This window comes from Streptomyces sp. NPDC087440, assembly GCF_044744005.1.
Classification (GTDB): Bacteria; Actinomycetota; Actinomycetes; order Streptomycetales; family Streptomycetaceae; genus Streptomyces.
The window spans coordinates 216,616-231,559 of the sequence record NZ_JBIUXN010000013.1 but is presented as its reverse complement, the minus strand read 5'-3'; the positions used below and the strand labels follow the sequence as shown (position 1 = coordinate 231,559).

Annotated in this window: 13 protein-coding genes and 1 pseudogene; 9 read left to right on the top strand and 5 right to left on the bottom strand. The window is 71.8% G+C overall.

Annotated elements, in window-relative coordinates:
• Positions 1–2: 2 nt before the first annotated feature.
• Complete coding sequence (locus tag ACIO3O_RS25195) at positions 3–884, top strand: NAD(P)H-binding protein (RefSeq protein WP_401749465.1); 882 nt, start codon at positions 3–5, stop codon at positions 882–884.
• 461 nt (positions 885–1,345) lie between these two features.
• A pseudogene (locus tag ACIO3O_RS25190) lies at positions 1,346–1,630 on the top strand (FAD-dependent oxidoreductase); the annotation flags it as partial.
• A gap of 255 nt (positions 1,631–1,885) precedes the next feature.
• On the opposite strand, the gene ACIO3O_RS25185 reads toward ACIO3O_RS25190, so the two are convergent.
• From ACIO3O_RS25185 to ACIO3O_RS25175, 3 genes are read right to left on the bottom strand one after another with little or no spacing between them, the layout of a single operon-like run.
• Entirely contained in the window at positions 1,886–2,581 is a 696-nt protein-coding gene (locus tag ACIO3O_RS25185) for an MSMEG_1061 family FMN-dependent PPOX-type flavoprotein (RefSeq protein WP_401749463.1), read from the bottom strand.
• Positions 2,582–2,636: 55 nt separating this feature from the next.
• Entirely contained in the window at positions 2,637–3,686 is a 1,050-nt protein-coding gene (locus ACIO3O_RS25180; protein WP_401749461.1) for a PDR/VanB family oxidoreductase, read from the bottom strand.
• Entirely contained in the window at positions 3,679–4,620 is a 942-nt protein-coding gene (locus ACIO3O_RS25175; RefSeq protein WP_401749459.1) for an alpha/beta hydrolase, read from the bottom strand. Before ACIO3O_RS25175 ends, ACIO3O_RS25180 begins: the two co-directional genes overlap by 8 nt.
• Before the next feature lie 152 nt (positions 4,621–4,772).
• Between ACIO3O_RS25175 and ACIO3O_RS25170 the strand changes: the two genes are divergently transcribed.
• Both ACIO3O_RS25170 and ACIO3O_RS25165 read left to right on the top strand, forming a co-directional pair.
• Positions 4,773–5,393, top strand: coding sequence for a TetR/AcrR family transcriptional regulator C-terminal domain-containing protein (locus ACIO3O_RS25170; protein WP_401749457.1), 621 nt, complete (start codon positions 4,773–4,775; stop codon positions 5,391–5,393).
• 162 nt (positions 5,394–5,555) lie between these two features.
• A complete protein-coding gene (locus tag ACIO3O_RS25165) occupies positions 5,556–6,203 on the top strand; it encodes a hydrolase (protein WP_401749454.1) in 648 nt (215 codons plus the stop codon).
• A gap of 59 nt (positions 6,204–6,262) precedes the next feature.
• Here the strand turns inward: ACIO3O_RS25165 and ACIO3O_RS25160 are convergent, their stop codons facing one another.
• Positions 6,263–9,061: an AAA family ATPase gene (locus ACIO3O_RS25160; RefSeq protein WP_401749453.1), complete on the bottom strand. Its 2,799-nt coding sequence runs from the start codon at positions 9,059–9,061 to the stop codon at positions 6,263–6,265.
• 256 nt (positions 9,062–9,317) lie between these two features.
• On the opposite strand from ACIO3O_RS25160, the gene ACIO3O_RS25155 reads away from it, so the two are divergent.
• Positions 9,318–10,322, top strand: a complete 1,005-nt coding sequence (locus ACIO3O_RS25155; RefSeq protein WP_401749451.1) for an alpha/beta hydrolase — start codon at positions 9,318–9,320, stop codon at positions 10,320–10,322.
• A 161-nt stretch (positions 10,323–10,483) separates the two neighbouring features.
• A complete protein-coding gene (locus ACIO3O_RS25150) occupies positions 10,484–11,032 on the top strand; it encodes a dinucleotide-binding protein (protein ID WP_401749449.1) in 549 nt (182 codons plus the stop codon).
• Positions 11,033–11,054: 22 nt separating this feature from the next.
• Here ACIO3O_RS25150 and ACIO3O_RS25145 read toward each other — a convergent pair whose 3' ends face one another.
• A complete protein-coding gene (locus ACIO3O_RS25145; protein WP_401749447.1) occupies positions 11,055–11,885 on the bottom strand; it encodes a helix-turn-helix transcriptional regulator in 831 nt (276 codons plus the stop codon).
• A gap of 207 nt (positions 11,886–12,092) precedes the next feature.
• Between ACIO3O_RS25145 and ACIO3O_RS25140 the strand changes: the two genes are divergently transcribed.
• From ACIO3O_RS25140 to ACIO3O_RS25130, 3 genes are all read left to right on the top strand, one after another.
• Entirely contained in the window at positions 12,093–12,947 is an 855-nt protein-coding gene (locus ACIO3O_RS25140) for a helix-turn-helix domain-containing protein (RefSeq protein WP_401749445.1), read from the top strand.
• A 153-nt stretch (positions 12,948–13,100) separates the two neighbouring features.
• Positions 13,101–13,940: an SDR family oxidoreductase gene (locus ACIO3O_RS25135; RefSeq protein ID WP_401749444.1), complete on the top strand. Its 840-nt coding sequence runs from the start codon at positions 13,101–13,103 to the stop codon at positions 13,938–13,940.
• Between the two features lie 93 nt (positions 13,941–14,033).
• The gene (locus tag ACIO3O_RS25130; RefSeq protein ID WP_401749442.1) at positions 14,034–14,813 is read left to right on the top strand and encodes an SDR family oxidoreductase; all 780 of its coding nucleotides are present in this window, start codon (positions 14,034–14,036) and stop codon (positions 14,811–14,813) included.
• The last annotated feature ends 131 nt before the right edge of the window (positions 14,814–14,944 follow it).

Genomic DNA, 14,944 nt, shown 5'->3' with positions numbered 1-14,944 from the left:
CCATGGCTTCGCCGCCCGCCGAAAGATGTGGTTGTCCCATGACTGAGCACCCGATTTTGATCACTGGTGGTACGGGCAAGGTCGGCGGACGTGCCGTGGCCCAACTTGGCACAAAGGGTGTCGCGGTGCGCGTGGGATCGCGCTCTGGCGACCCCCGTTTCGACTGGACGGACCGGAGCACGTGGGATGCCGCTCTGGACGGCGTGAAGAAGGTCTTCATCGTCCCGCAGGACGGCGAGCAGCTGACGCGGCCGTTCGTGCAGCGCGCGAAGGAGTTGGGGGTCGAGCGCATCGTGCTCCTGTCGGGCCGCGGCTCCGACGTCCCTGGATACGCCAAGGCGGACAGCATCGCGGGCAGGACCCACATCGACGGCGAGGACGCCGTGCGCAACAGCGGTCTGGAGTGGACCGTCGTACGGCCGGCGTGGTTCGCACAGAACTTCAGCGAGGGTTTCTTCCGCGACTCGGTGCTCGGCGGGGAGCTGCGCCTGCCCGCGGGCGACGGTGCTGCGAGCTTCGTGGACGCCGAGGACATCGCCGCAGTCGCGGTCGCCGCTCTCATCGAGGACAACCACGTCGGTAAAACTTACGAGTTGTCGGGGCCGAGCGCGCTCACCATCGGCGAGGTGGTGGACCTCATCTCCGATGCCACCGGTCGCTCGGTTCGCTATGTGTCCCTGTCGCACGAGGACTTCGTGGCCGAGCTGGTCGCCGAGGGCTGGCCCACGGCAGACGCCGAGGACTACGCGGACTCGGTCGGCCCGATCCGGCGGGACATGGACAGCCATCTGTCCGACGGGGTGCAGGCCGCGCTCGGTCGGCCGCCCCGGTCCTTCGCCCTGTTCGTGAAGGAGGCCGCGGCGGCCGGTGCCTGGCGCGACTGACGAGAGGGAAGGTCAGTAACCGTCATCGCCCGCACGAGAAGGCCCCCGCAGTCGCGACGACGCGTGGGGGCCGCACCGCGTGAAGGACACTGTGCCGGTCTCGGCACGCGTTGAAGAACCTGCCTCCACACAGCAGGTGCACGGGGGAATTGCGCGAGTTCACGGTAAGTTGCACCGGGCACAGGCCGACGCGACCGCACACGCGGAGACGCGGTCCTGCCACCGTGGTGGATCCAGGACGCTCATCTGGCCTCGATCCGCACTGAGTTGGCATCACTCTCAGATCACCCTGCCTCGCGAACGCGGCTGCATCCGCCGGATTCCGAGCCGCAAGGCCTCGCTCCGTCACGTCTCGAACGACGGATCGGCACCCTGCGGTCACGGCCGTACTGGCAGCCGCCGATTCCTCACGTCGCCCTTTGATAGGTACGAGCGATCACAGGAAACGTGAGGACAACCCAGTGAGTGAAGACAACCAGTCCGGCATACGTCGCATCGACGGTCTCTCCCGTCGGCGACTGCTCACGGTGGGCGGGCTCACCGCTGCCGCCGCGATCGGTTCGGTCCCCGGCGCCTTCGGCCGCACCACCGTTCATGGCGCCGAAACCCGCGGCCACGACGACGCCATCGTCGTGGGCCTCGGCTTCGCGGGCGCGATAGCCGCGCGGGAGCTGAGGGCCAAGGGCCTCAACCCGCTCCTGCTGGAGGCCCGCGGCCGGGTCGGCGGCCGTACCTGGACCGACACGTTCGTCGACCAGCCCGTGGAGATGGGCGGGCAGTTCGTCGACGAGTCCCAGCAGCTCATCACCGCCGAGCACGACCGACGGAAGACCGTTTTGCCTGGTCAGCACGACACCGGCCCATGTACCACCAACAGACGAAGAACCTCCTGGTCAGCTACTCCCCGAAGAAGCTCGGCTTCTTCTAGAAGCGCGAAGAAGGGCGTCCGAACGGGGATTTCTCCCATCAGGCGCCCACCTTCGGGGCACGTACGGCGGTTGTCAGTACAGGTGGTTCCGGTACTGGCTCTCGGCGATGGCGGGGAGTTCCGCGAGCCGGTCGCCGAGGCTGTCGGCCATCTTGGCGGCGTGCTCCGCCACGTGCATCGTGTAGAAGTCGCCGCCCAGCAGGACCGCTTCGGCCAGCCGACGCGGGTCGCCCTCCCACAGCCGGGCGCGTATCACCGCCTTTCCGCACTGCGAGAACACCTCCCGCACGCGCACGACGGTGGCCAGCACGGCGGGCTTCCCGTCGGCGCTCAGCATGTGCAGCAGCTCCGGATCGTCGCTGATGAACGCGTCACCGTTCACACGCACGACCTCCCGGAGCCCGGGAACGAGGAACACCAGCCCCACCGCGGGGTTGCGGGTGAGGTTCTCGAAGGTGTCGGCGAGCTTGTTGCCGGGCCGGTCCGGAAGTACCAGGGTCCACGGGTCCAGCACCCGTACGGCCCCCGGCGGATCGCCCTTGGGGCTGATGTCGAGGTGTCCGGCGTCGTCGGCCGTGGCCAGGCAGAAGAACGTACTGTGCGCGATGAACCTGGTGGTGAATGCGCCGAGGTGGGTTTCCTTCTTGGCCGCGATGAACGGCGGCGGGTGGCCGATGATCTCCCGCACCCGGTCCATGTCGACGGGGCGGTAGTCGTCGGCGGCGGTGCGGACGGGCGCAGTGGTACGCGTGACGTCGTGACGGCTCATGCTGATGCGGGACCTCCGGTGACGGGTGTGCGGTTCTGGGCACCTGGATGCCCTGCTACACGTCGAGTACGAGGCGCTCCCCGCGCGCCCGGGAGACGCAGATGTACATGCGGTCGCCGGTCGCGCGGTCCTCGGCGGTGAGGATGTCGTCGCGGTGCTCGGGTTCGCCGTCGACGACCCGTGTCGCGCAGGTGCCGCAGACACCCTCGCGGCACGACCCGGTCACGGGCAGGCCCGCTCCCTCCAGCGCGCTGAGGATGCTGTCGCCGGCGGGAACCACGACCGTGCGCCGCGAGCGCGCGCACACCACCTCGACGTCGGTGTCGGGTTCGGTGTCGGGCCGGTTAGGTTTCGGACGCGGCCTGAACCGTTCCAGGCGCACCGAGCCCGGCGCCCAGTGCGCGGCCCCCTCCTCGACCGCGGTCAACAGGGACTCCGGGCCGCAGGCGTAGACGGCCGTTGCGGGCCGTGGCCGCTCCAGCCAGTGGGCGAGCGGGATACGGCCGGCGCTGTCGCTCGGGTAGAGCCGTACGTTGTCGCGGTGGGCACGCAGCTCGTCCAGGAAGGCCATCGAATCGGCGGTGCGGCCTCCGTACAGAAGCTGCCACGGCAGGCCCCAGGCGGCGGCCTGCCGCGCCATCGCCAGGACGGGGGTGATGCCGATGCCGCCCGCGATGAACAGGTACGCCTCCTCCCGCCGGAACCCGAAGTTGTCCACCGGTCCGCGCAGCCGTACGGACTGTCCCGGCCGGAGGAAGGCGTGCACGTACTCCGAACCGCCCCGGCCCGCCCGCTCGCGCAGCACCCCGATGCGGTACGAGGTCAGGTCCTGCGGCGACCCGCACAGCGAGTACTGCCGTACGATCCCGGTCGGCAGCGCGAGTTCGACGTGGGCGCCCGGCCACCAGGGCGGGAGCGGCCGCCCGTCGAGTGACGTGAACTCGACGGAGACCACACCGGTGGCCTCCCAGCGCACTTGGCGCACCCTCACCCACAGCTCGGGCACGGCCCGGGTTGTGCCGGTCGTGTCCGCTCCGAGCGTGCCGGTCGTCTCCCCTCCCACCGGGTCGGCCATGTGCGTGCTCGCTCCCACCGGGTCAGCCATGTGCGTGCTCGCGTCCTGCGCCGATGCCGTCGGCGAGCGCCGTCGTCCAGGCGGAGACGGCACGACGGGTCACCCGAGCCGTGGGGGCCAGCACGTCGAACATGTGCGGAACTCCGGGTACGAGATGGACCTCGACCGCATTCCCCGCCGCGCCCAGCCGGGCCGCGAACTCCAGGGCCTCGTCCCGTGCCGGATCGACCCCGGCGGCCATGACGTACGTGGGCGGCAGACCCGACAGGTCCTCGGCACGGGCCGGCACGGCATAGCCGGCCTTCGGGTCGGCCCCTTGCAGATACATCTCCCAACCTGCCTCCGCGGCACGGCGGTTGAAGAGCCTGGGGTCCGTGACCTCACGCGCCGAACCGGTCGCCAGGCGGTCGTCGATGACGGGGCAGCCCAGGTAGAGGTAGGCGATGCGCGGGCCTCCTCGGTCGCGGGCGGCGAGGGCGACGGCCGCCGCCAGGCAGGCACCCGCGGAGTGCCCGCCCAGGGCCAGGCGCGCCGGGTTGAGTCCCCGGGCGTGCGCCTGGTCCACCACCCAGTCGAGCGCGGCGCAGCAGTCGTCGAAGGCGGCGGGGTACGGGGCCTCCGGGGCGAGTCGGTAGTCGGGGGCGACCAGGGCGATGCCCAGCTCGGCGGCCAGCCGACGGCAGGTGGCGTCCTCCGCGTTGGGGCCGCCCAGCACGAACCCGCCGCCATGCATCCACACCGCGACCGGCAGTAGGTCCGCGCCCCGGGCGACCGGGGTGTAGAGCCGCAGGGTCAACGGCCGCCCGTCCGACGGGATGACACGGTCCTCGACGTCGACCGCACGGTCCGACCGGCCGTCGCCGCTGGCCGCACGCGAAGCCGCGCGGGCCGTAGGCACGTCGGCGAACACGTCGAGCGCGGGCAGTACCTCGTAGACGGGCAGGAACTCAGGATCCAGGAACACTGTCGACTCCTTTTCGCTTACCCCATCCCTCTTGTCCACTGGACAATAGCGAGGTCTTGTCCACTGGACAAGAGGCGACGCCGTATATTGTCCGCCGGACAAGAGGCAGCGCGGCGACACGGCATCGCGCCATCACGAGGAACGGGGCACCCATGGCCATCAGCCGGGCAGCAGTCGTCGACGCGGCGCTGGAAGTGCTCGAACAGCAGGGTCTGGACATGGTGACCATGCGCTCCGTCGCGGACCGGCTGGGGGTCCAGCACAACTCCGTGCGCTGGCACGTCGACAACAAGCGCCGCCTGCTCGTCCTGATGTCGGACGCCGTCCTCGCGGACCTGGACGTCGCCGCCCTGCCCCTCCCCTGGGAGGACCGGGTCCGGGCCCTGGCGCGCTGGTGCCGGGGGGCGATCCTCGCCCGCCGCGACGCAGCCCGCCTGCTCGCCGGGCTCGCCACCACTGAGCCCAACACCTACCGGTTCGCCGACACGATGATCCACACCCTGCTCGACGCGGGCTTCTCGCACCGCACGGCGGCGTGGGCGAACTGGACCATCTTCTATCTGGTCCTCGGCATCGCGCAGGAGCAGCAGGCACATGCCGCCGCGCCGCCCGAGCGCATGAGCGACTTCGACGACCCCGCGTATCCGGCGCTGAGCGCTGCCGCATCACACGTCGCCGCAGGCACCTACGAGGAGCGCTTCGAGTTCGCGCTGAACATGCAAGTGGTGGCGCTCCGGGCAGAGTTGGACCGCGAGGCCGACCGTCCGTCCTGAAGGAAGCGGGAGAACGGCCCCTGATCATCGCAGCCCGTGCCTACGTAGCCGTCACCCGTCTACGCAGCCGTCGCCGATGCGCGTCCGTGTGCCGCCGTCGGACCCTGTCGGCACGGCGAGGCCGATCGGCCTCTCGGGGAGCCTGCGGCATCGGAGACTCACATGGCAGCCAACGACGTCACCCACACCGGCCTCGGCGCACTGCTCGCACCCGAGAGGTCGGTCCTCCTGCTGATCGACCACCAGGGCGCGCAGTTCGCTGGGCTGCACAACATGGACCCCAACCTCGTGGTCAACAGCGTCACCGCGCTGGCCAAGGGGGCCAAGCTGTTCGACGTGCCGACGATCCTGAGTACGGTCGTCGAGGACCGCGGCGGGCACCTCATCCGCCAGCTCCAGAACGTCTTCCCCGGCCAGAAGCCGATCGACCGCACCACAATCAACGCCTGGGAGGACCAGCGGGTGGTGGACGCCGTCGCCGTCACCGGCCGCAAGGACCTCCTCATCGCCGGGCTGTGGACGGACATCTGTCTCGCCATGCCCGCCATCCACGCCCTGGCGGACGGCTACCGGGTGTACGCGGTGACGGACGCCTCCGGTGCGACGACGGCCGAGGCGCACGAACGCGGCGTCCAGCGCATGATCCAGGCGGGCGTCGTCCCGATGACCGCCGGGACCGTCATCTCGGAGTGGCAGCGCGACTGGGCGCGGACGGCGACCGTCCCCGGCATGAGCGAGATCATGTTCGAGCACGGCGGCAGCTTCGGCACCAGCCTGGCCTGGGAGCTCCAACTGCTGGGCGAGGGCTGATCGTACGGGTCAGGGGTGCGCCGTGCCGGACGGCTCCACGCAGGGGCCGTCCGGCGCGGTCAGTCGCTCATCCGGTCGTGCGTCAGTTCCAGGCCGCGCAGTTGACGGCGCGAGGTGATGCCCAGCTTGCGGAAGACGTTCCGCAGATGGGCGTCGATGGTGCGCGGGCTCAGGAACAGCTGGATACCCACCTCCTTGGACGTCGCCCCGGTGGCGACCAGCCGGGCGATCTGGAACTCCTGCGGGGTGAGGCGGCCCGGCGCGCCGCCGGGCCGTTTGCGTGCGCGGGCACCGGTCGCGGCGAGTTCCCGGGCGGCCCGCCTCGCGTACGCTGCCATGCCGAGCGCGGTCAACTGCTCGTACACCGACTGGAGTTCGGCCCGCGCGTCGGTCTGGCGGCCTTCCCGGCGCAGCCACTCGCCGTACAGCAGGCGGGCCCGCGCGAGGTGCGGGGCGCCCTCGCTGCGGGCGAAGCACTCGATCGCCTCCCGGTACAGCTTCTCGGTCGCCGGTCCCCGGGTGAGCAGGGCCCGCGAGCGCAGTTCGGTTCCCAGTGCCCAGTCGGAGCCGGCGGCGGCGGTACGTTCGGACAGGCGCTCCAGTACGGGTTCGGCCAGTTCCGGGCGTCCGGCGTGTGTCGCGGCTTCGATGAACTCCAGCGGTATCCAGGCGTGGAAGCTGATCTCGTCGAGTTCGGCCGCCGTCCGGCACGTCGTGAGGGCCGCGTCGTACCGGCCGAGGCCGTTGAGCAGGACGGTCCTGGCGTACTCCGTGGCGCTCAGGAGCCGCCCCTCGCCCCGTGCACGGGCATCACGGGTGGCGACGTCGGCGAGTTCGAGGGTGCGTTTCTCGTCGCCGCGCCACGCGGCCACCGTGACGTCGACGTGCAGCATGTCCGGCGTACCGGCCTCCGCCGCGATCGCGTGCGCCTCCGCGACCAGTGCGGCGGCGTCGGCGAACTCACCGGCGTGGACGTGCGCGAGGGCGCGGAAGCTCAGCGCCACGGGCAGTTCGGCGAGCATGCCCGCACCGCGGACGAGTTCGAGCTGCCGGGTGGCCAGGGCCCGCCAGGCCGCGTCGTCCCACAGGTCCATCGTCGGGCCGCATGCCGCCCACAGTTGGCCGACGTCGTACGCGTCGCGCCCGGCGCCGTGCCGGTAGGCGTCCACGGCCCGGCGCAGCTCCGGTACCGCCGCGACGTAGCCGTGCGTGACCTGGGTGGTCAGCCCGTCGAGGAGTCGGTCGAGGGGGCGCGGCGGGGTGGGGCCGGTGGTGCGGGCGCTGACGGCGATGTCGCGCATGCGGTCCGTGGCGGCGAACCTGCCGACGAACACGGCCGCACCGAAGGCTTCGAGGAAGGTTTCGCGGGCGGCGCGGGTGTCGAGCGGCGCCATGAGCCGGGCCGCTGCCAGCAGTTCCGAGACGGAGGCGTCGTCGCGGCTGCGGTCGAAGCTGATCCGCGCGTGCAGCGTCGCCGCGTCGGCCCGGCGAACGTCGTCGAGCGGGCCGTCCTGCGCCATGGCCAGCAGCGACAGCGCACAGTCGGCGGCGCCGATGTCGCGCTTGGCGTACGCGGAGTCGAGGGCGCGCACGGCCCGGCGGGCGGGGTCCGGCGTCAGGTACGCGGCCCTCTCCAGGAAGGCCGCCGCGGCGGCGGCTCCGCCGCGAGCCCGCGCCCGGTCCGCGACCTGTTCCAGCGCCGCCGCCGCGTCCTCGTCCGGCTGGTGCGCGGCCTGGGAGAAGTGCCAGGCTCTGCGGTCGGGTTCGGTGACCGCCGTGGCCACGGCCAGTGCCCGGTGCACCGTGCGGCGTTCGTCGGGGGTGGCGGACTGGTAGACGACCGACCGCACCAGCGGGTGGCGGAACCGGACCCACCCGCCGACGGTCACGAGTCCCGAGTCCTCCGCACGCGTCACCGCGTCGCCGGGCAGGCCGAGTTGAAGCGCCGCCGCGTGCAGCAGAGCCGCATTGCCGGTCGGCTCGGCCGCCGCGAGCAGGAGTACGTCGCGGGCGCCGGAGGGGAGTGCGGCGATGCGGGTGCGGTAGCTCGCCGCAACCTTCCCGGGGACGGACAGGGAGGTGGGCAGGGCGAACCCGCCCGCGAGGTCCACGGTCTGCGGGAGTTCGAGGAGGGCCAGGGGATTGCCGCGCGCCTCGGCGATGATGCGGTCGCGCACGGCCCGGTCGAGCGGCGCGCGGATCTGCGCATCGAGGAGCCGCCGGGCGTCGTCGTCGCCCAGTCCCCGGAGCGGCAGCTCCGGGAGCCCCTCCAGCGAGCGGTGGAAACTCCCGCCACCCTCATCACTCTCGTCACCCTCATCACTCTCCTCGCGCTCGGCGAACAGCAGCGCCACGGGTTCGTCCCGAACGCGGCGGGCGACGAAGACCAGGGCCTGCGCCGAGGCCCGGTCGAGCCAGTGCGCATCGTCGACGACGCACAGGACGGGCTGCTCGGACGCGGCCTCGGAGAGGAGGTTGAGTACCGCCAGGCCCACGTGAAAGCGGTCGGGTGCCGAGCCGGGCGTCCGCCCGAACGCCGCGTCGAGCGCCCTGCGCTGGGGGGTGGGCAGCCGATCCTGCCGGCGCAGGACCGGCCGGCAGAGCTGGTGGAGCGCGGCGAACGTGAGTTCCGACTCGAATGCGGCGCCGACGGCCCGCAGCACCGTCAGGCCGTGCGCCGTGAGGGCCTGGTCGATGAGGGCGGTCTTGCCGATGCCCGGCTCGCCCCGCACCACCAGCGCGCCTCCGCGCCGGGACCGGGCGGCGTCGAGCAGTCGCCGCACCGCGTCCGACTCGCGCTGCCGGCCCAGTAACGGGCGGCGGCACTCGGACGACGAGCGGGACGATCCCCGCGTCAACGGACCTGCCCAACAAGAGAGTTCACCGGAGCGCGGTGACACCGACCGTCTAGGCGGGTTCTGCCGATGCGAACGAGGGGGGTGCCTGTGAGCCTGGCCATGGGACTCCTTCTGCCGTCTCCGTGGTGCGACGCGAGCTGGGGAGATGAGGTGCCCTGGTGCGGTTCCCAGAGTCCCATTCGGCTTGTTGACGTGGCAACGAAGGCGGGTGCTCCGTGCGCGCGCCCTCTCTTGCCCAGGAGTCACAGGAGTCCCAATGACGACCCTCGTACCTCACGGCCCCCGGCACGCGGCCCCCTGGACACCGCCTCCGTTCGACCCTGAACTCGCCTCGGCATTGCCCTCGTTGGCCCAGGTGCTGCCACCGGCGGTCCTGCCGTCGGCGATCCCCTCCGTACGCGCGGCCACCACGAGCCAACGTCCCTCGGACGAGGAACTCACGCGCGGTGGGACCATCGAAGCGGTGGAGCAGCGCATCCCCGGGCCGACCGGCGCGCCCGATGTCTCCCTGCTGATCTGTCGCCCGCGCCCGCACACCGCCCCCGTCCCCCTTCCGGCCGTGTACTTCACCCACGGCGGCGGCATGATCCTCGGCGACAACCGCAACCTCATCGGGGAGATGCTCGACTGGGTGCGGGAGCTCCCCGCCGTCCTCGTCTCGGTCGAGTACCGCCTCGCCCCCGAGCACCCCTACCCGGCCGCGATCGACGACGTGTACACGGGGCTCCTGTGGGTCGCGGACCACGCGGCCGACCTCGGCGTCGACCCCGACCGCCTCGTGGTCGCCGGGGCCAGCGCGGGCGGCGGGCTGACCGCCGCCGCCACGCTCCTGGCCCGGGACCGGGGCGGCCCCCGGATCGCCGGACAGCTCCTGGCCTGCCCGATGCTCGACGACCGCAACGACACGCCCTCCGGTTTCCAGATGGCGGGCCGCGGCGTCTGGGACCGCACCTCCAACGACACCGGCTGGACGGCACTGCTGGGCGAGGCACGCGGTGGCCCCGACGTGTCCCCGTACGCGGCCCCGGCACGTGCCGCGAGCCTGGCGGGCCTGCCGCCGTTGTTCCTCGACGTGGGTTCCGCCGAGACGTTCCGGGACGAGGTCGTCGCGTACGCGTCCCGCTTCTGGCTGGCGGGCGGTGACGCGGAACTGCACGTGTGGCCGGGCGGATTCCACGGTTTCGACGCCGTGGTGCCGGACGCGGCGCTCTCCCGGACGGCACGCGAGGCCCGGTTGCGCTGGCTGCGGCGACGGTTCTGACCGTACGGTCTCCACCTGTCGGGCCCGTCTGTACGGGCTCCACCCGTCGGGCCCGTCTGTACGGGTTCCACCTGTCGGGCCCGTCTAGGCGACAGTCACCGATGCGCGGCCGCGACCGCCCTGCGAGTCTCGGCCGTAGCAGGCCTACCGGAGGAGTCGCCATGAGGATCACCGTTGTCGGACGCGGAAACGTGGGCGGCGGTCTCGCCCAGCTGTGGGCGAAGGCCGGGCACGAGGTGACGGGGCTGGGCCGTGACGGCGGCGACGCATCGGGGGCGGACGTCCTGGTGGTCGCGGTGCCGGGTCCGGCGATCACCGAGGCGCTGGCAGGCGTGGCGGGACTGGCCGGTCAGGTGACCATCGACGCCTGCAACCTCTACGGCCCCCGGGACGACGCGTTCCCCTCGCTGTCCCACCAGGTGAAGTCCATCGTCGGCGGGCCGACGGCGAAGTCGTTCTCGACGAACTTCGCCGCCGTGTACGACCGGATCGAGGCGCAGAGCGTGCGCCCCAGCAACCTCTTCGCCGCCGACCCGGCCGCCCGGGAGGCCACCGAGCAGCTGATCCGGGACGCCGGTTACGACCCCGTGTTCGTCGGCGACCTCGACTCCGGTGCCCGCCTGCTCGAAGACGGCTCCGGACTCACGCGTGCGCTGGCGGGCCAGCTGGGCCCGTTCTTCTACCGGTACGGGAGCCCGGGGAAGCTGTGAGGAGACTCGGCGGCGGCCCGGCTCACCTGCCCGCCCGCTGGGTGGCCAGGGTGGCCAGCTCTTCGAAGGCGGCCGCTGTCGGACTGGCCGGTTCGGCCTGGTAGACGACCAGCTGTTGGTGAGCGGCTCCATTGACCGTGAAGGCCGCGAACCTGATGTGCAGGTCACCGACCTCGGGGTGCCGAAGGTGCTTGCCCTCCTGGGACTTGCTCTTGACCTCGTGCATCCGCCAGAGTACGGCGAACTCCGTGCTGTCGCGGGTGAGTTGCGCCACGACCTCGGCGATGCGGGCCGAGTCGGGGTCGTGCCCGTACGCGGCCCGGAGTTCCGCCACGCAGGAGTGCGCGGCGCGCTCCCACTCCTGGTAGAACGCGCGTCCCGCCGGGTCGATGAACACCATGCGGGCGAGGTTGTCGAACCGGGTGAACCCGCTGTGCAGCGCCGTGGCGAGGGAGTTCCCGGCCATGACGTCCAGGGCGGGGCCCAGGACGAAGGCCGGGGACTGCTCCCAGCCGTCCAACAGCTGGAGCAGCTGTTGGCTCACGCCCGCCCCGTTGCGGTCGTGCGGGCGCTGTGACGGGTCGAGGCAGAGCCGGTTGAGGTGGTCGGTGGCCTCCGGGTTCAGTCGCAGTGCCTGCGCCACGGCGTCCAGGACCTGCGGGGACGGGCTGCTCTCCCGCCCCTGCTCCAGCCGGACGTAGTAGTCGGAACTGACTCCGGCGAGCAGGGCGACCTCCTCGCGCCGCAGTCCCGGGACCCGGCGTCGCCCGTGTTCCGGGAGACCGACGTCGTGCGGCTTCAGGGCTTCTCGGCGGGCTCGGAGAAAGTCGCCCAGGGGCGTCCCAGTGCTCATCGGACAAGGCTAGACGGCGTTGCTGCGGGGCGAGAAGCGCCGTGCAGCGGCGCCCGGTGGGTCGCACACATGAGGCAGGCCGCCTTCCGGTCCCGGACCTGTGCCGCTGACCACCGGCTTTGGCGTCCCTCCTGACCCGTGAGCCTGGGTGCAACGCACCCACCCTTCGCACAACCTCTACCGGCGTCCGCCGCCTAGCCTGACGCCATGGACGGCATGGACCACGCCCCGCTCCCGGGCACGGAGGGAAGTCTGGGGCAGTTCCTACGGGTACGGAGGCAACGCCTCGCCCCCGAGGCGGCGGGGCTGCCCGGCACCGCCCGGCGCAGGGTGCCCGGACTACGGCGCGAGGAGGTCGCCCTGCTCGCCGGAGTCAGCCCGGACTACTACGGCCGACTGGAGCAGGGCCGCGAGCCGGGCGCCTCGCCGCGGGTCCTGGAGGCCCTCGCCCGCGCCCTGCTCCTCGACGACGAGGACCGGGCGGAACTCTTCCGGCTCGCCCGTCCGGCCGCCCGTCGTACGAAGGCACCGCCGCGGATCGAGCGGGTCACTCCGCAGGTGCGGCAGCTGCTCGACAGCCTGACCGGGACACCGGCCCTGCTCCTCGGGCACGCCCAGGACGTACTCGCGGCCAACGCCCCGGCAGCCGCCCTGCACGACGACTTCGCCCAGCGGGACAACGTACTGCGCATGCTCTTCCTCGACCCTGCGGCGAGCACCTTCTACCGGAACCCGGAGCGGGCCCGGCGGTGCGCGGTGGCCGAACTCCAGAAGGCTGCGGCCCATGACCCCGACGACCGGCGCGTTCGCGAGCTGGTGGGTGAACTCTCCATGCACAGCGGGGAGTTCCGCAGGCTGTGGTCCCGCGAGGGCGGCCGGACCTTGCCGAACGGGGTGGTTCAGGTACGCCATTCCGCTGTGGGGGAGCTGGAGTTCCGGCAGGAGACGCTCGCCGTGCGCAGCGTCCCGGGGCAACAGCTCGTCGTCCTGCTGGCCGAACCGGGGTCCGCTTCCGCCGACGGGCTGGCGCTGCTGGGCTCCCTCGGCGCACCGCGCCCGTAGGGCCCCGAGGACGGTTTCCTGGGTGTGGCACTCCCAGGAAGAGCACGGCCTTCATCGGATCTCGGCAGCCGAGCAGACTCGAAAGCGTCCACAGGAAATCCCGGGACGGGAAAGACATCCCGATCCGGGAAAGCGACGAGAGAGGTCTCCCTCATGGCTACGTGGTTCGTCACCGGTGCATCCCGCGGAATCGGCGCGGAAATCGCCCGCGCCGCCCTGGCGCGGGGCAACGACGTCGTGGTTGCCGTACGAAATCCGGAGCGCGTCCCGGACGACCTGAAGAAGTCCGCGAGGGTGTACGCGGTCCCCCTGGACGTCACCGACAACAACAGCATTCCGGCGGCGGTCGACGCGGCGGTGGAGCGGTTCGGCGGTATCGACGTCCTGGTGAACAACGCGGGCCGGGGCCTGCTCGGCGCGCTGGAAGAAGTCACGGACGCGGAGGCCAGGTCGCTGTTCGACCTCAACGTCTTCGGCCTGATCAACGTCACCCGCGCCGTCCTGCCCGGCATGCGCAAGCAGGGTGCGGGCAAGCTGGTGCACCTGGGTTCGCGCTCGGGTTTCGAGGGTGAGCCGGGGGTCAGTCTGTACTCCGCGTCCAAGTTCGCCGTCGCCGGCATCAGCGAGGCGCTCTCCGTCGAGCTGGCCCCGTTCGGCATCCAGTCGATGGTCGTCGAGCCCGGGGTCTTCCGCACCGACTTCCTCGACTCCAGCTCGCTGTCGGTCGCGGCCCACCGCATGACCGAGTACGACGGCACGCCCGCGCACGTCACCCTGGACTGGATCGACGAGGCCAACCACGCCCAGCTCGGCGACCCGGTCAAGGGCGCCGCACTGATCGTCGAGGCCGCGTCCGCCGCGAAGCTGCCCACGCACCTCTACGTCGGCCGCGACACCCTGGAGCGGCTGGACGTGAAGTACCAGCAGGTACAGGCCGACCTCGCCCCGTGGCGCGAGAAGTCCGCCGCGACCGCGCACGACGACGCGGCCTGACGTCCCGCCGACCGCGATCCTCACCGCTCCAACCGGCTCCCCCCGCCGCACTGCCTCTCCCCCACCGATCACACCAGAGATTGAGGTTCCGTCATGTCTGCTGCCCTGCTCACCGGCACCCCCCTGGCCGGCCGCGTCGCCGTCGTCTCCGGCGCGTCCAGCGGCATGGGCGCCGCCACCGCCCGTCGGCTCGCCGAACTCGGTGCCACCGTGGTCGTGCTGGCCCGGCGCAAGGAGCGCCTCGACAGCCTGGCCAAGGACATCGAGGCCGTTGGCGGCACCGCGCTCGCCCTGGCCGTCGACGTCACCGACCGCGCCGCCGTGCAGAACGCCGCCGACGAGGTCGCCGCCCGCTTCGGCCACGCCGACCTCGTGTTCAACAACGCGGGCGTGCAACTGATCTCCGGAATCGAGGAGTTGAAGGTCGAGGACTGGCAGCGTCAGATCGACCTCAACATCGGCGGCCTGATGAACGTCGTCGCCGCCTTCCTCCCCCACCTGACGGACTCCGCCGCCCGGGGCAGGCCCGCCGACCTGATCAACACCTCGTCCATCGCGGCCACCCGCATCCTGGAGAAGTTCTCCGTCTACTCCGGCACCAAGGCGTACATCAGCCACCTCACCCGCCTGCTGCGCGTCGAACTCGGCCCCAAGATGGTCCGCGTGGCCACCATCGAACCCGGCATGGTCGACACCGAACTCCCCGACCACGTCACCGACCCCGACGCCTCGAAGCTGATGGCGGACCTCATCCACGACATCGACTGCCTCCAGTCCGCCGACATCGCGGAGACCGTCGCCTTCATGGCCGCCGTCCCGCGCCACGTCAACCTCACCGAAATCACCGTCATGCCGACCGCGCAGGCGATCTGAGATCGCGTACACACACGGTGGTGGGGGGGGGGGGGCGCGGCCCCCCCCCCCCCCCCCCCCCCCGCGGGGGGGGGGGCGGGGGGGGGGCGCCGGAAAAACCCGCGGGGGGCCCGCGGGGCGCCCGGGGGCGC